This is a genomic window from Enterococcus durans (assembly GCF_002277935.1).
In the GTDB taxonomy this organism is placed as follows: Bacteria; Bacillota; Bacilli; order Lactobacillales; family Enterococcaceae; genus Enterococcus_B; species Enterococcus_B durans.
On the sequence record NZ_CP022930.1, the window covers coordinates 2173318 to 2195409 of the forward strand.

General features: G+C 36.9%; 22 protein-coding genes, 1 tRNA gene and 1 pseudogene. 19 read left to right on the forward strand and 5 right to left on the reverse strand.

Annotated elements, in window-relative coordinates:
• Positions 1 to 324: 324 nt before the first annotated feature.
• Positions 325 to 534 carry a DUF378 domain-containing protein gene (locus CJZ72_RS10390; RefSeq protein WP_081133416.1) on the reverse strand — a complete coding sequence of 70 codons (210 nt, stop codon included), beginning with the start codon at positions 532 to 534 and terminating at the stop codon, positions 325 to 327.
• A gap of 345 nt (positions 535 to 879) precedes the next feature.
• Here CJZ72_RS10390 and CJZ72_RS10395 point away from each other — a divergent pair, with 345 nt between their 5' ends.
• The 3 genes from CJZ72_RS10395 to CJZ72_RS10405 all read left to right on the forward strand — a co-directional run bounded on the left by CJZ72_RS10395 (position 880) and on the right by CJZ72_RS10405 (position 2457).
• Entirely contained in the window at positions 880 to 1155 is a 276-nt protein-coding gene (locus CJZ72_RS10395; RefSeq protein WP_081133417.1) for a hypothetical protein, read from the forward strand.
• 456 nt (positions 1156 to 1611) lie between these two features.
• Complete coding sequence (locus CJZ72_RS10400; RefSeq protein WP_005876389.1) at positions 1612 to 1809, forward strand: cold-shock protein; 198 nt, start codon at positions 1612 to 1614, stop codon at positions 1807 to 1809.
• Positions 1810 to 2124: 315 nt separating this feature from the next.
• Entirely contained in the window at positions 2125 to 2457 is a 333-nt protein-coding gene (locus tag CJZ72_RS10405; protein ID WP_005876391.1) for a putative quinol monooxygenase, read from the forward strand.
• 189 nt (positions 2458 to 2646) lie between these two features.
• On the opposite strand, the gene CJZ72_RS10410 is transcribed toward CJZ72_RS10405, so the two are convergent.
• Positions 2647 to 2730 (reverse strand) — tRNA-Leu (locus CJZ72_RS10410).
• 115 nt (positions 2731 to 2845) lie between these two features.
• Here CJZ72_RS10410 and CJZ72_RS14525 point away from each other — a divergent pair.
• The 6 genes from CJZ72_RS14525 (at position 2846) to CJZ72_RS10435 (ending at position 8886) form a co-directional block, all read left to right on the forward strand.
• Positions 2846 to 3001: a hypothetical protein gene (locus tag CJZ72_RS14525; protein WP_167592120.1), complete on the forward strand. Its 156-nt coding sequence runs from the start codon at positions 2846 to 2848 to the stop codon at positions 2999 to 3001.
• A 169-nt stretch (positions 3002 to 3170) separates the two neighbouring features.
• Complete coding sequence (locus CJZ72_RS10415; protein ID WP_005876395.1) at positions 3171 to 4388, forward strand: pyridoxal phosphate-dependent aminotransferase; 1218 nt, start codon at positions 3171 to 3173, stop codon at positions 4386 to 4388.
• Positions 4389 to 4583: 195 nt separating this feature from the next.
• Positions 4584 to 5420 carry a helix-turn-helix domain-containing protein gene (locus tag CJZ72_RS10420; RefSeq protein WP_095443815.1) on the forward strand — a complete coding sequence of 279 codons (837 nt, stop codon included), beginning with the start codon at positions 4584 to 4586 and terminating at the stop codon, positions 5418 to 5420.
• A gap of 74 nt (positions 5421 to 5494) precedes the next feature.
• Complete coding sequence (gene nagA, locus CJZ72_RS10425; protein WP_005876400.1) at positions 5495 to 6643, forward strand: N-acetylglucosamine-6-phosphate deacetylase; 1149 nt, start codon at positions 5495 to 5497, stop codon at positions 6641 to 6643.
• A gap of 366 nt (positions 6644 to 7009) precedes the next feature.
• Positions 7010 to 7429 carry a MarR family winged helix-turn-helix transcriptional regulator gene (locus tag CJZ72_RS10430; RefSeq protein WP_081133419.1) on the forward strand — a complete coding sequence of 140 codons (420 nt, stop codon included), beginning with the start codon at positions 7010 to 7012 and terminating at the stop codon, positions 7427 to 7429.
• Between the two features lie 80 nt (positions 7430 to 7509).
• On the forward strand, positions 7510 to 8886 hold the full coding sequence (locus CJZ72_RS10435; RefSeq protein ID WP_081133420.1) for an MATE family efflux transporter: 1377 nt from the start codon (positions 7510 to 7512) through the stop codon (positions 8884 to 8886).
• A 63-nt stretch (positions 8887 to 8949) separates the two neighbouring features.
• Here CJZ72_RS10435 and CJZ72_RS15125 read toward each other — a convergent pair.
• Positions 8950 to 9075 (reverse strand): annotated as a pseudogene (locus CJZ72_RS15125) (DUF3788 family protein); the annotation flags it as partial.
• A gap of 463 nt (positions 9076 to 9538) precedes the next feature.
• Between CJZ72_RS15125 and CJZ72_RS10445 the strand changes: the two are divergent.
• The 8 genes from CJZ72_RS10445 to CJZ72_RS10480 all read left to right on the forward strand — a co-directional run bounded on the left by CJZ72_RS10445 (position 9539) and on the right by CJZ72_RS10480 (position 18547).
• Positions 9539 to 10381: a PRD domain-containing protein gene (locus CJZ72_RS10445; protein WP_081133422.1), complete on the forward strand. Its 843-nt coding sequence runs from the start codon at positions 9539 to 9541 to the stop codon at positions 10379 to 10381.
• A gap of 4 nt (positions 10382 to 10385) precedes the next feature.
• Positions 10386 to 12233 (forward strand): beta-glucoside-specific PTS transporter subunit IIABC, encoded by a 1848-nt coding sequence (locus CJZ72_RS10450; protein ID WP_081133423.1) that lies wholly within the window; start codon positions 10386 to 10388, stop codon positions 12231 to 12233.
• 19 nt (positions 12234 to 12252) lie between these two features.
• A complete protein-coding gene (locus tag CJZ72_RS10455) occupies positions 12253 to 13698 on the forward strand; it encodes a glycoside hydrolase family 1 protein (protein ID WP_081133424.1) in 1446 nt (481 codons plus the stop codon).
• Between the two features lie 504 nt (positions 13699 to 14202).
• Entirely contained in the window at positions 14203 to 15213 is a 1011-nt protein-coding gene (locus CJZ72_RS10460) for an acyltransferase family protein (RefSeq protein WP_143348093.1), read from the forward strand.
• Positions 15214 to 15242: 29 nt separating this feature from the next.
• Positions 15243 to 15797: an RNA polymerase sigma factor gene (locus tag CJZ72_RS10465; RefSeq protein WP_081133645.1), complete on the forward strand. Its 555-nt coding sequence runs from the start codon at positions 15243 to 15245 to the stop codon at positions 15795 to 15797.
• A complete protein-coding gene (locus tag CJZ72_RS10470; RefSeq protein WP_081133425.1) occupies positions 15790 to 16518 on the forward strand; it encodes a hypothetical protein in 729 nt (242 codons plus the stop codon). Before CJZ72_RS10465 ends, CJZ72_RS10470 begins: the two co-directional genes overlap by 8 nt.
• A complete protein-coding gene (locus CJZ72_RS10475; protein WP_081133426.1) occupies positions 16515 to 17399 on the forward strand; it encodes an ABC transporter ATP-binding protein in 885 nt (294 codons plus the stop codon). The genes CJZ72_RS10470 and CJZ72_RS10475 overlap by 4 nt, the downstream gene beginning before the upstream one ends.
• A complete protein-coding gene (locus tag CJZ72_RS10480) occupies positions 17387 to 18547 on the forward strand; it encodes an ABC transporter permease subunit (RefSeq protein ID WP_081133427.1) in 1161 nt (386 codons plus the stop codon). The genes CJZ72_RS10475 and CJZ72_RS10480 overlap by 13 nt, the downstream gene beginning before the upstream one ends.
• Before the next feature lie 219 nt (positions 18548 to 18766).
• Here CJZ72_RS10480 and CJZ72_RS10485 read toward each other — a convergent pair whose 3' ends face one another.
• Together CJZ72_RS10485 and CJZ72_RS10490 are read right to left on the reverse strand one after the other, a co-directional pair.
• Positions 18767 to 19144, reverse strand: a complete 378-nt coding sequence (locus CJZ72_RS10485) for a hypothetical protein (protein WP_005876427.1) — start codon at positions 19142 to 19144, stop codon at positions 18767 to 18769.
• Positions 19145 to 19831 carry a DNA/RNA non-specific endonuclease gene (locus CJZ72_RS10490; RefSeq protein WP_081133428.1) on the reverse strand — a complete coding sequence of 229 codons (687 nt, stop codon included), beginning with the start codon at positions 19829 to 19831 and terminating at the stop codon, positions 19145 to 19147.
• Between the two features lie 150 nt (positions 19832 to 19981).
• On the opposite strand from CJZ72_RS10490, the gene CJZ72_RS10495 reads away from it, so the two are divergent.
• Complete coding sequence (locus CJZ72_RS10495) at positions 19982 to 20506, forward strand: NfeD family protein (RefSeq protein ID WP_005876431.1); 525 nt, start codon at positions 19982 to 19984, stop codon at positions 20504 to 20506.
• 14 nt (positions 20507 to 20520) lie between these two features.
• The gene (locus tag CJZ72_RS10500; protein WP_081133429.1) at positions 20521 to 22002 is read left to right on the forward strand and encodes a flotillin family protein; all 1482 of its coding nucleotides are present in this window, start codon (positions 20521 to 20523) and stop codon (positions 22000 to 22002) included.
• Positions 22003 to 22092: the final 90 nt, after the last annotated feature.

Genomic DNA, 22092 nt, shown 5'->3' on the forward strand with positions numbered 1-22092 from the left:
AAATCAAGTAACTAAATTTATGAAATTCACAAAGCCAAACTATTAAGAAAAGGTAAAATAGGTAGGTTAATTATATTATTTGCACCGATTTTAGAGAATCAACATAAAAAAGCAGAGTTCGATACCTTAGGATTTATTTTCAAAAAATAAGAAAGAACGCTAAAAATTTGTATTTCTAATCCTTAAGAAATAGTAGCTTCTTTTTGAATAGATACCACTGTTTAACTAAGTGTAGAGGGTAAGATAAAAGCAACATCACTTTTATCTTACCCTCTACGATTTATTTAGTGTTTCTATTACACTCTTTTGTTTATATGAATGGATCTATCGTTCGACTCTATTTGTAAGTAGCGGAAAGAATTTCAAACAATAAATAGCACAAATACCTACGACAATATAGATGACTTTCGCTAAAATTGTTGTAGAACCGCCAGCAATCGTAGCAACTAGATCAAATTCTAATAACCCAACCAATAACCAATTCAATCCTCCAACGATCAATAGTGTTAAAGCAATTACGTCTAATGTTTTCATTGTTATTTCTCCTCTCCTATCTGACATAAGTTCATTATAAACGAATCTAGAGGCTACGGCTAAAATACTGCTTGTGAGGATTTTAGTGATGGAGCAATTTATTTGAAAAATACGCTATTTTTCGAATAAAGTTTGTGTGCTGATTGTACCCTAACAATGGTAACCCCGATAAGAAAAGCATTCTCAAAGCATAAGGTGAGTGGATCATATAAGAGTTGAGAGGGAGGATTAATAGGTGAAGGTGAAAAGTTTCGAACACAGCAAGAAACTTTTATCAAGTAACTAGCAGATAATTCTTGCAAAAGAGAACTTGTGTTCGTATAATTATTGTAAGAGGTGAGTAAAATGGAACATAAATATGGAACTGTAAGTAAAATCAGAACACTCAAACTTAATGCCCGTCCATTGATCCGTTTTACCTTAGATAACGTGAACTGTTTGATTGCTGCCCATAGTCTAAACTTCTTGGCAGAAGTCGATGAGGGAATGAAGCTATATGTGAAAGGCTACTATAACCAGCGAAATCAATTCGTTGTCAGGGATTATACGGTCTTAGGTAAATCCAAAATTGCTGTGATTTTCGAAAAGAGCAAGTATCCAAAGAGAAATTATTCAAAATAGATGATTGTAAGGAACATAGCTTTTTTATAGAAAACGTATCGTCTAGAAGGATGTGGTTAGACTATTTTCTTCTATATAATATAATTTTTGCGAGTGAGAGAAATTCTCTTTATAGATGAAGAGGATAGGGAGAGGGAATTAAAAGTTATCAAAAAAAGCGAAGGTACCTATAAACGCGTTTCTCACATGGCAGTCCCACGCTTTACTGAATATGATGAGGTCGTTATATCAGTAAGATTGGTCATCTACAGGTATGATCCATTATTGATCAATTGACATTTTGTGGAACCTATAGAAGATAATCCTTGCATTGTTTGGATATCCATGCTATATTAAATAAGTAATCTAATTTGAAACGTAATCTGAGCGATATATTCACACTATAAAAACTCCTTTTACTAAGTAATATTAATTGCAACAAAACACGTATGATATACGTATTAGGAGGAAATATATATGAATAACGGTACAGTAAAATGGTTTAACTCAGACAAAGGTTTTGGATTTATCACTGGTGAAGATGGACAAGATGTATTTGCACATTTCTCAGCTATCCAAGGCGAAGGTTTCAAAACATTAGACGAAGGTCAAGCAGTGACTTTTGATATTGAAGATGGTCAACGTGGCCCTCAAGCAGTAAATATCGTAAAATAATGTTGAACTTTAACCACCTCTTATGGGGTGGTTTTTTTATTTGTCGTAAAACTGTCTCCATACATTACATATGAAAATTGACAGGCTCAAAAAGTGCGGGTAAGATATTTATATCACCTTATACTTTATTGGGTCTGTTTTTTATTTTTTACTCTATCTGTAAGCTGAATAGTGAGAGGTGCCTGTTTTGCAACAGTTGCCGTCTAGCTGCAAAGTGTTCTCATTATGGAGTCAGCTGGCTCAGGGAGTTTACACCATTCAGTCATAGGATTTAGTCTTATAAGAATTTCAGATAAGAAGTGAGGAGGCGGAAAAATGGCGATTACTGTGAATATCTATTATAGTGGCAAAAATGGCAATGCAAAAAGATTTGCAAAAGAAATGATTTCAACTGGGACTGTCGATGCGATTCGTGCAGAAAAGGGTAATCTTAAATATGAATACTTTTTCCCTATGGATGATGAAGAAACGGTCCTTCTGATTGACAGCTGGACGGATCAGCGCGCAATTGATCATCATCATGATTCTCCTATGATGACCCGTATTGCTGAACTGAGAGAAAAATATGATCTGCATATGAAAGTAGAACGCTATATAACGGATGAAAATGGAATTCCTCAAGAAGATTCAACATTTATCAGAAAGTAGATAGATAACTGAAAATGCTATTACGTTTTTTTATAAGTTTCCTTATACATCTTTGAGAGAGTCACTGTTGCTCTTTTGGTGGGACGTGTATTCCTCCTATGAGAAAACGATAAAGAATCAAAATGAACTTTTTATAACAAAAAAGAGGGCAAGAAAAGCTGATCACTTTTCTCTAGCCCTCTTTTATTATGCAGATGATGGGACTCGAACCCACACGAGCGTTAGCTCACATGACCCTCAATCATGCTTGTCTGCCAATTCCAACACATCTGCGTGAATCTAAAAATTATAGTCCTACCAATAAAAAGCATGCCTACGTTATAATAGAAACAACAATTAATGATAGCGAGAAATGAGTTAGATGTCAAGCCGAAAAAGGAGTAGAAACATGAAGAAATACGATGGTGAATTTGCTTTATTGGGGATGCTTATCGGGATTCCAATTGGGATGATTTTCGAAAATTTGATGTTTGGTATCGTACTTGGAATCATCATTGGCATCGCGATGGATTGGTTAGCAAATTTATGGGATAAATATCGCTAAAACAAAGAAAATGACAATAAAAATTTTAAATAAAAAACAAATTTTATTTTGGTTTTATGAAAAATATAGCAAATTTGGAAAGAATAGAGTATGATATTGGAATAAATATGTAAATAATAAAAAATCAGAAATTTCTAACTTTTTTTGAAAAGAGGGATTGGATAGCGTTATGAGAAAATTTGAAAAATCCAATAAACTAGAAGGTGTCAGTTACGATGTACGTGGCCCAGTTCTGGAAGAAGCAGAACGTATGCAAGAAGAAGGGGTCAGCATCTTAAAATTAAATACTGGGAATCCAGCTCCCTTTGGCTTTGAAGCACCGAATGAAGTCATTCGTGATCTGATTATGAACGCCCGTGAGTCAGAAGGTTATTCTGATTCGAAAGGGATCTTTTCGGCAAGAAAGGCAATCCAACAATATTGTCAAGTCAAGAAATTCCCTAATGTGACTATCAACGATATTTATACTGGAAATGGTGTCAGTGAATTGATCACTATGTGTATGCAAGGGTTGTTGGATAATGGAGATGAAGTCTTAGTTCCAATGCCAGATTACCCTTTGTGGACAGCCTCTGTTTCTTTGGCAGGTGGTAATCCAGTTCATTATATTTGCGATGAAGAAGCAGAATGGTATCCAGATATTGCAGATATCAAAGCGAAAGTGACAAGTCGTACGAAAGCAATCGTCATCATCAATCCTAATAATCCGACTGGGGCGCTTTATCCAAAAGAACTTTTAGAAGAAATCGTAGAAGTCGCAAGACAAAACAATTTGATCATTTATTCAGATGAGATCTATGATCGTCTCGTTATGGATGGTAGGGAACATATTCCAATTGCGACCCTTGCACCTGATCTTTTTGTCGTTACCTTAAATGGGTTATCTAAATCACATCGAGTGGCAGGATTTCGCGTTGGCTGGATGGTGTTAAGTGGCGACAAATCAAATGTACAAGGCTATATAGAAGGACTAAACATGCTTTCTTCGATGCGTCTTTGTTCGAATGTCCTTTCGCAACAAATCATCCAGACCGCATTAGGTGGGTACCAGAGTGTGGATGAATTACTTCTGCCGGGTGGTCGAATCTATGAACAAAGAGAATATATCTACAATGCAATCAATGATATTCCAGGGCTTTCAGCAGTAAAACCTAAAGCAGCATTTTATATCTTTCCAAAGATCGATACAAAACGGTTCAATATTTTCGATGATGAAAAATTTGTACTAGACTTTCTCCATGAACACCATATTTTACTTGTTCACGGTGGAGGATTCAATTGGCCTCAACCTGACCATTTTAGAATCGTTTATCTACCAAAAATGGATGATTTAAAAACAACCGCTGTTAAAATGCGTGAATTTTTATCAACCTATCGACAACAATAAAATTCAAAGCAAAGTGTTTACCTGAAAAGAGCCAAACGCAAAGGTTTAGGCTCTTTTTGGTGTGAAGGCTAATAGAGTGAGGAGTAGAAACTAGCGAAGACTAAAATATTATGATGGGTCTTTTCTTGATGTTTCTTCAGTCGTAAAGTAAAATACTTGTATAATGCGAATATGCATATTTTGAGGAGGATACTTATGGAAACGTTAGTCGATTCCTTTGGTACAATCATAAAAGAAATTCGAAAAGAACAAAAAATGACACAAAAGATGCTTTCGCAAGATATCTGTTCACAAAGCGTTTTGAGCAGAATCGAAAATAACGAAGAATTACCAAATGTTGTTGTAATGGCACAAATCTGCCAGCGACTAGGGGTAACGATCGATCATGTCATGAATTTATCAAAGGGAAAAGTTCGTTCTGCCTTGAAGCAATTCGAATTAACAGATTTGTACTTCCAGCAGCGAGATTATCGAAAATTAGAACAAGTGATCAAATCATCAACGATGATCGAAAATCTCTATGATGCAGCAGATTATCAGAAATATTACTATTATTTAGGTGTGTGTGAGTTCACTCTTCGAAAAAATATTACTCAAGCACTTAGTTATTTAAAAGAAGCGTTAACTTATTCAAGCCAAAAAGATCGTATCCAAGTGTCAGATGTAGAGATCCAATTGATCAGTTGCATTGGAAAAATTTACGGTGTAGCTGGAAAAAGTGGTGAAGCAAGGTATTATCTGAGCCGCAGCATCCAATTATTCCATGAATCGATCCAGGATCGAACAAAGAGCGAATTTACGCAGATTTTTTATAACTATGGAAGCTTTTTATTGCATCAAGGAGAAATCGAGGCTGCCTTAGAACAGGTGAATCAGGGAATCAGATGGGCGCAAGAAAAGAACAGCTATTACTACTTGAACGATCTATTTATTTTGAAAAGTTTGATTTTTAAAAACAAAGGAGAAATAAATAAGGCGTTGTTCTATGAGGAATTAGCGCAAGCGGTGAAAAAAATCTCAAAAAGTTTATAAATGGTTTAGACCATTCTTGACTTCTCTCTGAAATAAGAGTACCTTAAAGGTAGCAAATCAAAGGAGAGAGTAGAATGAGAACATTTATCTATGCAGACAAATTCTTTTTGGCATCTGGTGTCAAAAATGCAGGTTATCTTGAAATCACTGATGGACTTTTTGGAGATTATTCTCAAAAAACACCAGAGGGAGAAGTCAATATCATCGACCAAAGCGGAAAATGGATCGCACCTGGTTTAGTGGATACACATATCCATGGTTATATGAACCATGATGTGATGGATAACGATGCAGAAGGCGTGAAAGCGATGTCTGAAGGCCTGTTGTCTTGTGGTGTTACATCATTCTTGCCAACAACGTTAACATCAAGCAAAGAACGCTTACGTGACGTTGCGGAAACGATCGGTAAGATGTATCAAGAAGCTCCAGGAGCAAAAATCAAAGGTATTTATTTTGAAGGACCTTTCTTTACAGAGGAACATAAAGGTGCGCAAAATCCAAGTTACTTTGGTGACCCAGATTTGAATACTTTCCATGAATGGCAAGAAGCTTCTGGCGGTTTGATCAAAAAGATCGCATTAGCTCCAGAACGTAATGGTGTAGAAGAGTTTGTTAAACAAGTAACTGAAGAAGGCGTGGTTGTTTCTTTAGGTCACAGTAATGCAACGCTTGACGAAGCACAAAAAGCAGTTGAAGCTGGTGCAAGTGTCTTTGTTCATGCTTATAACGGTATGCGTGGGTTGAATCATCGTGAACCTGGGATGGTTGGGGCATTATTGTCACTTGAACATGTTTTCTCAGAATTGATTTGTGACGGGCATCATGTCCATCCAAATGCTGCACAAATCCTAATGGAAAAAGCTGGCCATGACCATGTGGCATTGATCACTGACTGTATGATGGCTGGTGGGATGCCAGATGGAAACTACAATCTAGGCGAATTTCCTGTAGTAGTAAAAGAAGGTACAGCACGTTTAGAGTCTGGTAACCTTGCTGGAAGTATCTTAAAATTAAAAGAAGCAATCAAAAATGTCGTTGACTGGGGATTAGCTACACCAGAACAAGCAGTGATGATGGCAAGCTTAGTTCCAGCTATCAGCTGTAAGATCGATGATACTTGCGGAAAAATTGCTAAAGGACGCGATGCTGACTTTATCGTATTGAATCCTGATATGACGTTAGATGCCACATATTTAGATGGTGTAGAACGTTTCCACGCTTAAATTCCTATTGCTTAAGCGTGAATGGAACAGTTAACAGCAAAATAAAGTAGAGCATAACCGATTGGAGAAATAAAGTAGACTCCAATTCAATGACTATAAATAAAAAATGTATAAAAATAGTGGAACTCTTTTTATGATTGGTTCATAGAAGGCGTTTCAGTATGATAAAAAGTGGGGCGATGATCAAAAGACAATTTGATTATTGCCTCGCTTTTTTATAGAAGAACTATTAGCTCTAGGTACTTTCTTTATTGTTAGATATCTAATGATTAGAAATGTAATTATTTTGTTGACAATTTTGTATGATGCGTGTATATTCATTTCGAATAGTTAGATATCTAATTATTTTGAAAAGGGGGATTCATTTTGGATAAAATGGTCGTTTCCAATTTACTACGGTCAATCATGAACAAATCTCGCGAATCGATGGAGCAACGGGTCAAGGATATGGATGTCAGTCCGCAACAAGGGCGAATGATCTCTTATATTGCGCAAAATGAAGACAAGGGTTTGATTCAAAAGGACTTAGCAGAAGTATTTCAACGCCGTGGAGCAAGCATCACGAGTATGTTGCAAGGGTTAGAGAAAAAAGGGTATATCGAGCGACGCATTCCTGCAGATAACGAGCGACAAAAAAATATCTATGTTCTACCAAAAGGAAAAGCGTTAGTTGATGAAACAAATGAAGCCTTTTATGCAGCTGAGAAAGAATTGGTCCATGCGCTGAATGAAAAAGAAGTCCAACAATTGACGGAGTTGTTAAGAAAAATCGATCGCAGCCTTTAATCAACAAGCAGTGTTTACCTGCTTGTAGCAAAATAGTTAGAAATCTAACATTTGAAAATCTAACAAAAGAAGGAATTACCATGGAAGAATTTGAAGTGAATGAATCAAATATTTATTATTTAAAAGAAAGTCCGATTCGCAAAGCCATTGCTCATTTATCGATTCCAATGATGGTCGGGATCTCAGCGACAACGATTTACAATTTGATCAATGCGTACTTCATTGGTTTGATCCACGATACGAATATGATGTCCGCAATTACCTTAGCGATGCCTATCACGATTATTTTAATGGCTGTTGGAAATATGTTTGGCGTCGGTGGAGGCAGCTTTATCACACGGTTGCTAGGTAACGGAGACACCCAAAAAGGGAAGAAAGTTGCTGGCTATTCTTTCTACGCAAGCATCATTTTGGGGATTATCATCGGTATCGTAGCGATTATTTTTATGAATCCCATTGTTCATGTACTAGGTGCGGATGGTCAAACTATGCTTTATACTAAACAATATATCACGATTTTATTTGCTGGTGGCGGGGCTTTTATCTTGAACTTTGCCTTAGAACAATTGGTTCGTTCAGAAGGGGCTTCGAAAGAATCAATGTACGGTATGTTCATTAGTGTTGCGGTCAGTATCATATTAGATGCCTTGCTGATTTTAATCTTTAACCTCCATGTAATCGGCGCAGGGATATCGATCGTGATCGCAAATCTTGCCTCTACAATTTATTATATTTGGTTTTTGGAGAATAAAAGTGAATCATTGCAAGGTTTTTTAAAGCATTTTAGACTTTCATTCAAAGATCGGTTAGAAGTCTATAAAATTGGTATCTCTGAATTGTTTAAATCGGCTTTTATGATCGTTACAACATTATTATTGAATAATTTCTCTGTTGAATATGGTGACAATGTTGTTGCCAGCTTTGGTATTGCTGTTCGAATCACTCAGTTACCAGAATTTTTGACAATGGGCTTATTCCTAGGAGCAATGCCGCTATTTGCCTACAGTTTTTCTGCCCATAATACAAAACGTTTAAAAGAATCGTTGAAGGAAGTTTCGCTGTGGATCGGAGGTATCTCCGTTTTCTTTGCGCTCATTGTTTACCTATTCCGAGTGCCTGTATTGGAGTTATTTACTAGTGATCCAGGTGTCATCCAAGTAGGATTGACAATCCTGGCTGCACAATTGGTCTCTTCAGTGTTCAACGGCTTCTCAGGTCTATTTACTGGCATCTTCCAGGCCTCTGGTTATGGATTTCAGACAGGCGTGATGTCAACGATCCAAGGCACTTTTTTTATTCCAGTTGTTTCGCTATTGCATCACTTCTACGGCTTGGATGGTTTGATCTGGTCAATGACGATTACAGAAGGTATCGCGTTTATTGCTGGTGTAATCATGCTTGTTCCCTACTTGGGAAAATTGAGTAAAAATGAGCTACCAGCCTTGCAAGTACAATGAGAAGAGTAATCAAAAAGAGGTCGAGCGTGTGACAAAACTAAAAATCAGTTTTGCCACAGACTCTCGAATAAACGGTGGGAGCAAAAGTAACTCCTTCGGAAATAAGCCGAAATTCACAAAAATTTGAAAAGCAATTTTCGTGAATTTCTTCTTATTTCTCGGAGTTAAACACTTCTGTCCCAACCTCACATTGTTTCTATTTCTTTGGTTGGTTCCGAAAATGAGATTTTAGAAGTAGAAAGATACACAAACAAAGTTAATTGGAATGATTTCATTTAAGAAAATATCCATCTTGCAAAAAGCTTGGTATTTTATCGATCAGTATCTCTAACTTAAATGACACAAAGTGGTGAAACTGATTCACTTATGGAGAAAAGGGTCTTTCTGTAAGATCTCAGTTGGTAGATGTTTGACGTTAGTGATATTTTTCAACAAAAAATGAAATCGTTCTTGCTTTATTTGGTACGGTTAATAGTGGCGTATCAAAAAAGGGTTGACACACTCTTTATCTGTGCTATTATAATCCTATAAATAGAGAACGGTTGCAGACGTGCTGTAACCTTGAGGCGTGTTACTGTCAGAAGGCAAACCTCATACTTGTACCCGAGGGGTGAAGTATGAGGTTTTTTAGTGCCTAAAAATGGAGGAAAACATGAAAATCAAAAAGTTTTTAAATAATAATGTGGTGTTATTAAAAAAGGGTAGTAATGAAATCATCGGATTTTCTACAGGCATCAGCTTCAAGAAAAAAACAGGAGATGATGTGGAGGAGAGCGATTTTGAAAAGATTTTTGTCTTGGATACCCACGCGATGCTGGAACATTTTAGCTATCAATTAAGCAAGTGTGATCCCAAATATGTAAAGTTAGTTACTCAAATCGTTGAGTACGCTAAACAGAATTATCACTTAAGAGTGAACGACTATATTTATTTGACTCTTCTGGACCATATTGATTTTACAGTGAGACGTCTGAGGGAGAATATGGTCTTCAAAAGTCCGCTACAATATGAGGTTCGGCGTTTTTATCCTGACGAGTATGCAATCGGGGTGTACGCAGTGCAATTACTGGAACGAGAACTTGATTTGGAAATTCCAACCGAAGAAGCTATTTCAATTGCCTTGCATTTTGTAAATATTCAATCGACGAAAAGAGACATGACTGTTACCAATAAAATCACAAAATTTATTGAAGATGTCTTGACTATCGTTCGCTATGAATACACTCAAAGCTTTGACGAAAACAGCTTTCATTTTTCACGATTTGTCACACATCTACATTATTTTGCTCAAAATGTGATCAATCATACCATGCCTAGCTATGAGCAGACGGATTTATTCGAGCAAGTAGAAAAAATGTATCCTAAAGCGTTTCACTGTGTTGGGAAAATCAAAATCTATATTAAAAATACTTATAACATAACTATTTCTGAGAATGAAGAAATTTATTTAACCTTGCACATCCAAAAACTGACAGAACAAATTGAAAAGAGGTAAAGTCATGGACTACAAACAATTAGCTGCTGACATTTATGAAAAAGTTGGCGGAGCAAAAAATATTCAACATGTTACACATTGTGCTACCCGTTTACGGTTTACATTAGCCGATAGTAAAAAAGCGGATGCAGAAGGGATCAAACAGCTACGAGGTGTAACTGGATTAGTCGAAGGAAATGGACAATTCCAAGTAATTATCGGACCAGATGTTTCCAGTGTATATGCACAATTACCAGGGACGGGAACAGCTGAAGAAACAGCTGAAAAACAACAATCAGTTATTTCACGGTTGTTAGATTTTATTGCCGGATGCTTTACACCAATGATCGCAATTGTAGCAGCTGGTGGGATGCTACAAGTATTATTGTCTTTATTACAGCTTTCCGGATTATTAGCAAAAACAGATGACACATACCTTGTGCTTTATCAAGTTTCTCAAGCAGCATTCTTCTTTATTCCGGTATTTTTAGGTAACTCAGTTGCCAAACGATTGAAAATCGATCCATTTTTGGGTAGCTTTATTGGTGCTATTTTTGTGATGCCGGGGTTGACTGAATTGATCAGTCAAAAGGGCGGAATCTCTCTATTAGGCTTCGCGATTCCAAATGTCAGTTATAACGCATCAGTACTTCCAGTACTATTAAGTGTTTGGTTGATGTCCTATGTATACAAATTTGCAGATAAAATTTTACCCAACAGTGTAAAGTTTATCCTGCGTCCGCTGATCTCAGTGATTGTGATCACGCCTTTTGCTTTATTGCTTTTAGGCCCTTTAGGTGTGATGATTGGGAACTACGTAGCAGAATTCTTAAACTACTTAACAAATAATTTTGGACCATTGGCAGTCTTGTTTATGGGAGCCTTTGCACAATTGCTTGTGATGACAGGAATGCATACGACATTGACACCAATTTTATTAACCTCTTTAGCTACTTATGGCTACGACAATTTGATTGTACCAGGAATGCTTTTGGGGTTAGCAGCTGAAACAGCGATTTGTTTGGCTGCTGGAATCAAGGCGAAGGATACTGAATTCAAACAATTGAGCTTTTCTTCTGCAATCACAGCTTTGATGGGTGTGTCTGAACCAGCCTTATATGGTGTGACGTTGCGGTTGAAGAAACCGATTATCGGTATGATTTTAGGTGGAGCAGCTGGGGGTCTGTATTTCGGATTGATGAATATCAATACTACCGTCATCATTGCCTCTTTTGTTGCCTTGCCATCTTACAGCAATGTTTTACATGCGGTGATTGGTTCGTTGATCACGTTTGTTATTGCCTTTGGTTATACTTGGATCATGGTGAAAGATGCTGATTTTCCAAATGCGAATATACCAAGTAATCAAACTGCTGAAAAAAAAGAAACAAAAGCGGAACTTTTAAAACAGGTGGCGACTGAAACGATGATCGAGGCACCATTATCAGGTGCTGTGATTCCTTTAAGCGAAACGAATGATCAAGCCTTTTCTTCTTTAGCTTTAGGGAAAGGGTTAGCAATCAAACCGACAGACAATACAATCGTAGCTCCTTTTTCAGGAACAGTATCCGCAGTCTTTCCCGGGAATCATGCCATTGGTCTGACTAGTGATTCTGGAATTGAATTGTTGATCCATATTGGCATCGACACTGTGAATATGCAAGGAGAATCTTTTGTTCGAGAGGTCAATGAAGGCGATCACATTCACTCTGGTCAGAAACTGCTACGTTTTGATTCACAAAAGATCAGAGAGGCAGGTTATGAGGATACTGTGATGATCACAGTAACGAATACATCAGATTATTTGGATGTCATACCAGCGACGGATAGTAAACAAGTAAGCGCCAATGAGCAATTTTTGGCTGTATTTTAAGAAAGGCGGGAAAAGATAAATGAGTTTTCCAACAAATTTTTTATGGGGCGGTGCATCTGCTGCCAACCAATATGAAGGCGGATATAATGAAGGCGGAAAAGGCTTGGCCTGTGCGGATCTTATCAGCGGAGGAAGTCATACTACTTCACGCCAAATTACGACGACTGTAAAAGAAGAGCTACTCTATCCGAGTCATGAAGCAACGGATTTTTACCATCATTATAAAGAAGACATTGCCTTGTTTGCAGAAGCGGGTTTTAAAGCCTTTCGTCTATCGATCAACTGGACGCGGATTTTTCCAAAAGGGATGGATCAAGAGCCCAATGAAGCTGGACTGCAATTTTATGATCAGGTGTTTGACGAATGTAAAAAATACGGGATTGAACCTGTAGTAACGATTGCTCATTTTGATGTCCCTGCGTATTTAAGTGAACAATACAATGGATGGGCTAGTCGAGAAGTAATCGATCTATATGAACACTACGCTGCGACAATTTTTGATCGCTATCAAGACAAGGTCAACTATTGGATCACTTTCAATGAAATAAACACAGCGACATTAACGATTGGCAATTTTCTTTCTCTTGGTCTGCAGGTTGGAGAGTCTCCCTTCATTGAACAACCCGATGATCCACAAATGCGATATCAGGCATTACATCATCAATTTGTCGCCAGTGCGAAAGTGGTAAAGTTAGCACGGGAAAAATATCCGCATTTCCATATGGGCTGTATGATTTCCTATATGCCAAGATATCCATATACCTGTCATCCAAACGACGTCCTATTGGCTAAACAAGAAGAAAACATGCATTCAAAATTCTGTGGAGATGTTCAAGTAACTGGGAAATATCCGTATTATGCAAAAAACTACTTTGCAGAACATGGAATTGACATCACATTTGCTGAAGAAGATGCTGCGATACTTGCGGAAGGAACGGTAGATTACTATACATTTAGTTATTACTTGACCTTATGCGTCTCCGCGGATGACGAAGTAGAAAAAAATGGACACAGCATGATCGGCGGCTCTGGTGTAAACAATCCTTATCTCGAACAAACAGAATGGAACGCCATGATTGATCCAGTGGGCTTACGCATTGCGCTAAATGATATCTATGATCGCTACCACTTACCGATGATGATTGTTGAAAATGGGATTGGAGTGTCTGAAGAACTTACGTCAGAAGGAATGGTCCACGATCAGTATCGCATCGATTATCTGCAAAAGCACATTATTGAAATGGAGAAAGCATTAGAGGACGGGGTCGATTTATTTGGCTATACGATTTGGAGTGCAGTGGACATCGTTAGTGCCTCTACAGGTGAAATGAAGAAACGCTATGGCTTGATTTTCGTTGACAAATATGATGATGGTACTGGGACATTGAAGCGTTACAAGAAAGATAGTTTCTATTGGTACAAGGAATTGATTGAATCAAATGGCGCTAATCTGATAGTAAGATAAGAAACAGATTCCATTGTCATCGATTAGCTTACGATCAAAAAATACTCTCGTTAACTGTGAGGGGCGGGTTATTTAATTGGAAATGATGTCATAGCATTGAGAAAAAAGCTTCCTATATGAATGAGAAATTCCAGAAAAAATCACTTGATTTTTCATTTCTTTTATTGGTTCCGAGAATGAGATTTTAGGAATAGAAAAATTCGCAAACGACGGTGGTTATTTGAGCATCTGTAGCAAAACTGATTTTTAGATTTGTCCACATTCATTTTATCAAGCAATAACTCTAACTTAAATGACACAAAAATGATAGTTGAATACGAAGAATGATTCCAAAATAAAATGGATCTTAGATAATAGACACTGGTAAAAAAATGTCAGTGAAACCATTATCTAGGGTCCATTTTAAAATCTGGTCGTTTTTTATTAAAAATTCCTAATGTTTAAATGATTTTGGGAAGCTAGTTGTTCATTACTAGTGAAAGGTCAAAAACAGAAGGGAGAAATATGGAAAATAAAAATCAGAAACTATACCTCGCTCAGTTTGTTGCGACTATTTTTGTGGTAATGATTCATTCTGGAACGGTTATAGGAAACCCAATTGCACACTTCATCTTGAAAAGTATGATCTGTCGGTTAGCTGTCCCTTTTTTCTTTATCAATAATGCTTATTTTTTTCACATAAACGCCTCTAAGTCAGGCTATAAAAAAAGATGGTTAGTAAAAATACTAAAGACGTACTTAAAATTTTTTCTGCTATACATACCTTTTGGCATTCAATTGATAAGTCAGTCAATGGATAATCAATGGAACTATTTACCTATAGTCGTAGTTTTCAGCTTTCTTTATTCAGGAAGTTTTTATCATCTGTGGTATTTTCCAGCTCTACTTTTTTCACTATTGTTTGTCAGAATAGGTATCAATAAACTTGGTTATAGCTGTACGTTTAGTATTTGTTGCGGACTATTCATTGTAGGATCATTGGAGACATATTCAGCATATATATCTAATTACACCGTAGTTTCGATTTTACATAAGTATTTAGATTTATTCCTTACAACGAGAAATGGGTTGTTTTTCAGTCCGATTTTTGTTTTGGTTGGCTGCTATTTAGCGGATAATAGAAATAGATTAGTAGGAATGAAAAATAAGTTTTACTTGGGATTGGTCATATCTGGTTTGTTAGGAGTAGCAGAGGGAATTCTTGTTTTTCGAAATCAAGGAATAGATAAGAATTTTATGTATTTTACGATTGTATTTTGTGGCTGCTTGTTTGCTATTCTTTTACTTTCTGAAAATACAAATCGAGATTTTGAAAGCATAAAGTCCTATAGTCAGGGAATATTTTTGCTTCACATGATTCCAATACAATTATTTAATTTAGTGCAAAATGAGATAAGTCCTATGTACGGAGTTTGTCGTGGGATACTAGGGGTCACTATCCCTATAGTAGGCATCAGACTTTACAGATATGTAAAGAAACGCTCTTCTGGTGTTCATTTTTTAAAAATAGAGTGATTTCACAAAATAAAAAAACTAGCGAGGAGGTGAGAGCAATCAAAGATTACGTGATAATATTGAGAATTAAATCGGGAGACGTAGATGCATGGGGGTTACTAGTAGAAAAATATTACGATACAATCTTCAATTACTGCAGAAGAAGATTTTTTGGGAACACGATTTTAGCAGAAGATCTGACGCAGGATGTGTTTTTAAAAGTGATAAGTAACATTGATTCCTATAAATTTTCTGGGAAATTTTTCAATTACCTTTTCACTGTAGCGGTAAATGCATGCAATAATTACAGCAAAAAACAGAAGTTTGAAGAATCGGAGTTTGATGAATCCTATGCCGATCACTCCAATCTAAACTCAAAAAATAAAGAAGTAGCGGATAGTAAAGGGGATGAGATCCAGAATGCTTTAGATGCTCTCCCAGAATATCAACGAGAAGCAATCATCTTGCGATTTTACTATGACATGAAGGTGAAAGAAGTAGCAATGGTTACTGGTACAAGCGTGGCCACAGCTCAATCAAGAATTCAACAAGGCCTAGATAAGCTAAAGAGATTATTAAAAAGGGAGGACTTTTATTTTGAATAAAATAGAGCGAAAAGAAAAAAGTTCTGGTCGAAATGAGTTGGAAAAAAAGATAATTGAATTAGGTACAAAACAAATGCTCAAAAATCAATTAAGCCAAACATCTTACCTAAGTCTATTTTTTTCAGCGATAAGATTTGTAGGATGGAAACTTTGGGGGATACAAACATTTCTATTTATTTTTTCTCTGTTACTTTTAAATGCGAATACTGAAACGGATTTTGAGAATGTACTAAAAGGTATAACAGGTCTGGTTTTATTTTCTGGTGTTTTTTTTACAGATGCGTTGTTCAAGAGTTATACCAGCGATATGTGGGAGTTAGAACAGACCTTTAAGTATGATCTGAGACAACATACAACGATGAAGATGCTTGCTTTTGGGAGCTTTGATCTATTACTGATTATAGTACTCTCACTTTTTGCCAAAGAGCTTTTTTCAATTTCTTTTTTGCAGTTTGCTCTTTTCTTATTCGTTCCATTCAATATTTTTTGTATTGTTCTTTTTTCTGTATTCACTGTTTTACGAAAAAAGTTATCTACTGTTTTACTTTGGGGGAGTTCGGGAGCAATGGTTGGGCTCACGATAATATTGGAAGGTTTACTAAATGTCTATGAGCTGCCAGTTCACTATTGGGCAATTACATGTGTAATGACGTTATTTGGATTGGTATTGTTAGCCAAACAGATGATGAAACAGCATCATACGGGAGGAATATTCATATGAAACTCGAAATAAAAAATTTAACAAAAACATTTGATGGTGCAAAAGCTTTAACAAATGTATCAGTTACTTTAAATCCAGGAGTTTATGGATTACTAGGGGCGAATGGCTCAGGAAAAACAACGTTGTTCAGACTGATTTGCGGAGTAATTAAGGCAGATGAAGGGAAGATTATTTACAATGGTGAAGATATTTCGTTAAATGGGGAGATGTTTAGATCAGTATTAGGGTTTCTCCCCCAAGATTTCAGTTATTATGCAGACTTTACAGGGTTGAAGTTTATGCTCTATATCGCTGCATTAAAAGGCTTAAGAGGAAAGTTAGCGAAACAGAGATCCTTGGAATTACTTGATTTAGTTGGGTTATCGGAGCAAAAAGGCAAGAAAATCAAGAAATATTCAGGTGGAATGAAGCAACGCTTAGGTATTGCACAAGCGATGATCAATGACCCCGAAGTGTTGATTCTTGATGAACCTACAGTTGGGTTAGATCCGAAAGAACGGGTGAGATTCCGAAATTTGATCAGTTCGTTATCAGATAATAAGATAATCATTTTATCCACTCATATTGTTTCGGATGTTGAATCTATTTCGGATGAGGTACTTGTTTTAAATAAGGGAGTTATCCAGGATCGAGGTTCCGTGAATCAATTACTGAAAAAAATTGAAAATAGTGTTTGGGAAGTGAGAACAACACAGAGAGAAATGAAATCGTATTATCACAGTTTTTCTATCAGTAATCAAAAATATGAGGGAGATGATGTGGTATTACGGATAATATCCGCAAAAAAACCAGCAAATAATGCGGTCCAAGCTAAAGCAAATCTAGAGGATCTATACCTTTATTATTTCAGAACGGAGGTTTTAGGAGAATGCAGATTTTAAAATTTGAATTTTTAAAGATTTTTAAAAATAAATCATTCATTGGTGCTTGGGTCGTTCTATTGATGAGTATTATGGCTATCATATTCATTGGTTTTTTTCACTCACAATTGATGAGTGACAAGCATTCATCAATTTCAGGGCGAAGTGCTGTCGAAAGAAATCTAGAATTTGCAGAGAAGTACAAAGGTGAACTGACAGATAAAAAAGTAAAAACGATCATCACAGATTATTTGGACATCTACCAAGAAAAGGTAAAAGAAAAAAAGCAAATTTTTGATTATTTCCAATGGACGGTTGTCGATACCTTTACACCTGTTACTGAACAAGATATCTACATGGAAATGATCGATTCAGTTAGAGCAAAAAAAACATATACGATTGATAATGTAAAGATTTTATCAATGCACGATGTCGGTTATAAAACAAAAAAATTTCCAATCTATATTGGTAATTTTATGACTTGGACAGATCTATTACAAGTTAGCGCTAACGCATTTATTCCGATTGCTTTATTTGTCATCTTGTTTTGTTCCATCTTATTTGCAAATGATACATCAAAGAATTTAGTTCCATTGTTATTATCCACCAGATTTGGTCGAACAAAAATGATCCGTTCAAAAATTATTGTTGGCACGGTATTGACTATCGGTACGTTTTTGGTAGCTCAATTGATTATTCTTACTGTATTTGGATGTTTTTATGGATTTAGTGGATGGGATACAAGCGTACAGGCTAATCTAGATTGGCGAATAGTCGATTTTCCTCTTGAATGGAATATGTTACAGACATATATATTTGGTATTTGCTTCCACCTTATCGGCTTACTATTTGTTTCAGGTTTTACGATGTTAGTATCGAGTTTGTGTAGTTCGCCTTTTAGTACGTTGGCAATTTCTTTGGGGCTGTTTTTTGTCCCTCAAGCATTGAAGCAACTTCTTGTGACTGGTCTACCAAACAAAATTCTTTATCTTTTCCCAATCAACACTTTTGAAATAGACAAAGTATTGTTATGGATGAGTCGGGATAATATGTTTTTCTTTCACTCTTTTATCGCTAATATCAGCTTGATTGCGATGGTGATGTTGGGAATGAAATTTGGGAGCGATTTGTTGGTATATTTACGAATGAAAAAGTTAAGCTTAGCGTAATGTCAGACTCGACTAGCTAAATTTTTGAACAACGGATGGTTAAATGGAGGCTGGGACAGAAGTGTTTGACTCCGAGAAATAAGAAGAAATTAACGGAAATTGCTTTTCAAATTTTCGTTAATTTCGGCTTATTTAAGATGGAGTTGCTTCTTCTCCCACGCTCTATTTTGGTTTATTTGAAGTAGTGCTCCTTTGAACTGACCAATCGATCAAATGATTTTATTTAGAGAAAAAATAAGTGATCGATTGAGTAGAGTTTGCGTATTTAATTAGTAGATGGGCGAAACTAGCATGAAAGTGAAGAATCTCATCTGGAAAATGAGAACGTGGAAGCAACAATACTTGTTCTTCATTCGCAAATAAATGATCGCCATCGATCGTTCGAGCCACCAACCGATAGTTAGTGAATAGTTGCTCGAAAAATAGGGTATCAGAAGATTGGTCAGCCATTGTTGAAAAGATACTATTTTTTAAATGCGGTAGTGGGGGAAAGAACACTAATTCTTCGAAAGCATCGATTTGTTTTTTTCTTAACCATTCGAGTGTCTCGTCAAGGGAATATTTTTTTTTGGATAACTGCTCAAACAGAATAAACACCTACTTTTTATTTGGGATAACTACTTTGAAATCGATCGTTGTGTTAGGTGCCAGTCCTTTTGCCTCTAAAATGATGATTTCTGGGATCAATTCTTGTCCTGAATATTGAGGAATCACACGGTAGCGGATCGTTTCCCCTTTATTCAAAGCATGACGAATTTTTAATTCATAATAGTTCATATATGGATCATTTACAGGATACTGATATAAAGTGACCAGATTTTTAGGGTCATCACCGCTACCACCAAATTGTTTTGCGATCAAATGACCACGGGAATGATCGTATTTTGGACCAGAGATGAAACCAGGTGGGCGTATTTTTCGATTAGCACTGGTTCCAGTATTGATCATTGCCTTTTTCAATAAAGCTTCTGCGCCAGTTGGTCGTTTCAAATGATCAAGCGGATCGTAGCTGATCCAGCCTTCTGACGTATCCTTTAGCTCGCTGTTGGTAAAAGTGGCAGGACCTGATTCTTGAGGCCCACTGTTGGTTCCCACGGGTTTTAAGTCTGCTTTAGTGGGTAATCCAGAACTTCGGTGTCCAATTGAACTATCCGTGATTTTCGTATTCTCAGATACTTGATTTTGCGAAGTATCATGAGCGGATGGATCAAGTCCATACCAGCTGGCTGCGCCAACGATCAGTAGGGTGACCAATGTTCCCCACAGTTTAGTTAAGTTTTTCATTTTTTCACCTCGATTATTAGTATAAACGATAATCAAATGCAGGCAAAGAAGAACACGAAGAACAAATAAATCGATGTTATTTGCGAAAGAAGCTATACAGGAAATTCTTCTATTGGTATGATAGACGTAGAAGATGAAGGAGGCGAGAAAATGATAGGGGGAGTGTCACTAGAAGTTATCTATTGGTATACCTTATTGGTGTGCGCTGGAATAGCAATCATTCTAGTCGTTTTTGGAGATGTATTTGATTTTGATGGGCCGATCGACCCGATGCTTATCGTTCCTTGGTTGACGTTTACTAGTTTGTTTGGTTTTTTAGGAGAACGTTTAACACCGTTGCATTCCGTACTGATACTTATTATTAGTGGCGTTATTGCAACCGCTTTAGTTTTTTTGCTTAATTTTTACGTGCTGATGCCGATGAAGAACGCTGAATCGACCTTATCTGCGTCCGAAAAGACATTAGAAGGGCAAATGGCTGAGGTGGTCACACCGATACCGGTAAAAGGAATGGGTGAGATCAGACTAAAAAGTGTCACTGGTTCGATCAGCCGACCTGCCTGTTTTTATGCACCACAAGATTCACCTGCTGAACGTGGCGAACGAGTACTTATTATTGAAGTGAAAGATAGGGTCTGTTACGTCACACCTTATGAAGAGATGTTAAAAATGTAAAGGAAGTGTATTGGATGATAGTACCAGAGATTTTTGTAGTAATAGGTGTTGCAGTGTTAGTGTTATTGATGTTGTTGATTGTTTTTGTCGCAAAATACCAAACAGCTAAACCAGATGAAGCGCTGATCATCAGCGGTAGTTACTTAGGAAGTAAAAATGTCCATACCGATGACAGCAACAATAAAATCAAGATCGTACGAGGCGGAGGAGCGTTTGTTTTACCTGTGTTTCAGCGTTCGAACCGCATCAGTTTGCTTTCTAGTAAACTGGATGTATCCACGCCAGAAGTCTACACGGAACAAGGGGTCCCTGTGATGTGTGATGGAACTTCGATCATCAAAATCGGTTCGTCCGTAGAAGAAATCGCTACTGCTGCTGAACAGTTTTTAGGCAAAACAAAAGAAGAACTAGAAAATGAAGCACGAGAAGTATTAGAAGGACATCTGCGTTCGATCTTAGGTTCAATGACTGTGGAAGAGATCTATCAAAATCGTGATAAATTTAGCCAAAGTGTTCAAGAAGTCGCCTCAGTGGATCTAGCAAAAATGGGGCTGATCATCGTTTCCTTCACAATCAAAGAAGTACGAGACAAAAATGGATACTTAGATTCTTTAGGGAAACCAAGAATCGCTCAAGTGAAGCGTGATGCAGATATTGCCGAAGCCGAAGCGTTTAAAGAAACGCGTATCAAAAAAGCTGAAGCAGAAAAAGAATCACAAGCTGCTGAATTACAACGACAAACAGAAATCGCTGAAGCGTTGAAAGAAAAAGAACTGAAACTTGCTACTTACAAACAAGAACAAGATATAGCAAAGGCCAAAGCAGACCAAGCCTATAATTTGGAAAGTGCACGCGCGCAACAACAAGTTATTGAACAAGAAATGCAAGTGAAAGTCGTTGAAAGACAAAAACAAATCGAATTAGAAGAAAAAGAAATCATCCGCCGTGAAAAGCAATATGATTCAGAAGTGAAGAAAAGAGCAGATGCAGACCGTTATGCCAAAGAACAAGAAGCTCAAGCTCAAAAAGCTAGAGAAGTAGCAGAAGCGGAAGCTGAACAGTTCCGAGTAGAAGCGTTAGCACAAGCCGAAGCGAATCAAACACGATTGGCAGGGCAAGCCGAAGCGGAAGCAACGTTAGCCAAAGGAAAGGCAGAAGCCGAAGCAAAACAAAAAATTGCAGATGCTTTCAAAGAATATGGAGAAGCTGCTGTGTTGAGTATGGTGATCGAAATGTTGCCACAATTGATGCGAGAAGCTGCGCAGCCTTTAGGGAATATCGAAAAGATTTCTGTAGTGGATACAAGTAGCGGTACTGGAGAAAATAGCGGGGCGAATCGAGTAACAAGTTACGCAACGAATCTTTTATCATCCACTCAAGAAACATTAAAAGAAACGACTGGGTTAGATATCAAAGACATCATTGAGAACTTATCCAATCGCGGAACGATGAAACAAGTCAATCTATACGATACAAAAGCAGACTCAGAAAAATAACATCGAATAAATGGATAATGAAAAAACTAGTGTCTCTATCCGATAGATTCCCTTTAGCTTTAAAGAAATATTTAGGGATATCTGATGGGG

Excerpts from the sequence above, each read along its gene's own strand:
- CJZ72_RS10395 (WP_081133417.1), top strand. The coding sequence starts at position 880 with ATGGAACATAAATATGGAACTGTAAGTAAAATCAGAACACTCAAACTT.
- CJZ72_RS10455 (WP_081133424.1), top strand. The coding sequence starts at position 12,253 with ATGAGTTTTCCAACAAATTTTTTATGGGGCGGTGCATCTGCTGCCAAC.
- CJZ72_RS10480 (WP_081133427.1), top strand. The coding sequence starts at position 17,387 with ATGCAGATTTTAAAATTTGAATTTTTAAAGATTTTTAAAAATAAATCA.
- CJZ72_RS10500 (WP_081133429.1), top strand. The coding sequence starts at position 20,521 with ATGATAGTACCAGAGATTTTTGTAGTAATAGGTGTTGCAGTGTTAGTG.
- CJZ72_RS10405 (WP_005876391.1), top strand. The coding sequence starts at position 2,125 with ATGGCGATTACTGTGAATATCTATTATAGTGGCAAAAATGGCAATGCA.
- CJZ72_RS10495 (WP_005876431.1), top strand. The coding sequence starts at position 19,982 with ATGATAGGGGGAGTGTCACTAGAAGTTATCTATTGGTATACCTTATTG.
- CJZ72_RS10450 (WP_081133423.1), top strand. The coding sequence starts at position 10,386 with ATGGACTACAAACAATTAGCTGCTGACATTTATGAAAAAGTTGGCGGA.
- CJZ72_RS10420 (WP_095443815.1), top strand. The coding sequence starts at position 4,584 with ATGGAAACGTTAGTCGATTCCTTTGGTACAATCATAAAAGAAATTCGA.
- CJZ72_RS10445 (WP_081133422.1), top strand. The coding sequence starts at position 9,539 with ATGAAAATCAAAAAGTTTTTAAATAATAATGTGGTGTTATTAAAAAAG.
- CJZ72_RS10460 (WP_143348093.1), top strand. The coding sequence starts at position 14,203 with ATGGAAAATAAAAATCAGAAACTATACCTCGCTCAGTTTGTTGCGACT.
- CJZ72_RS10415 (WP_005876395.1), top strand. The coding sequence starts at position 3,171 with ATGAGAAAATTTGAAAAATCCAATAAACTAGAAGGTGTCAGTTACGAT.
- CJZ72_RS10475 (WP_081133426.1), top strand. The coding sequence starts at position 16,515 with ATGAAACTCGAAATAAAAAATTTAACAAAAACATTTGATGGTGCAAAA.
- nagA (WP_005876400.1), top strand. The coding sequence starts at position 5,495 with ATGAGAACATTTATCTATGCAGACAAATTCTTTTTGGCATCTGGTGTC.
- CJZ72_RS14525 (WP_167592120.1), top strand. The coding sequence starts at position 2,846 with ATGAAGAAATACGATGGTGAATTTGCTTTATTGGGGATGCTTATCGGG.
- CJZ72_RS10435 (WP_081133420.1), top strand. The coding sequence starts at position 7,510 with ATGGAAGAATTTGAAGTGAATGAATCAAATATTTATTATTTAAAAGAA.
- CJZ72_RS10400 (WP_005876389.1), top strand. The coding sequence starts at position 1,612 with ATGAATAACGGTACAGTAAAATGGTTTAACTCAGACAAAGGTTTTGGA.
- CJZ72_RS10490 (WP_081133428.1), bottom strand. The coding sequence starts at position 19,831 with ATGAAAAACTTAACTAAACTGTGGGGAACATTGGTCACCCTACTGATC.
- CJZ72_RS10390 (WP_081133416.1), bottom strand. The coding sequence starts at position 534 with ATGAAAACATTAGACGTAATTGCTTTAACACTATTGATCGTTGGAGGA.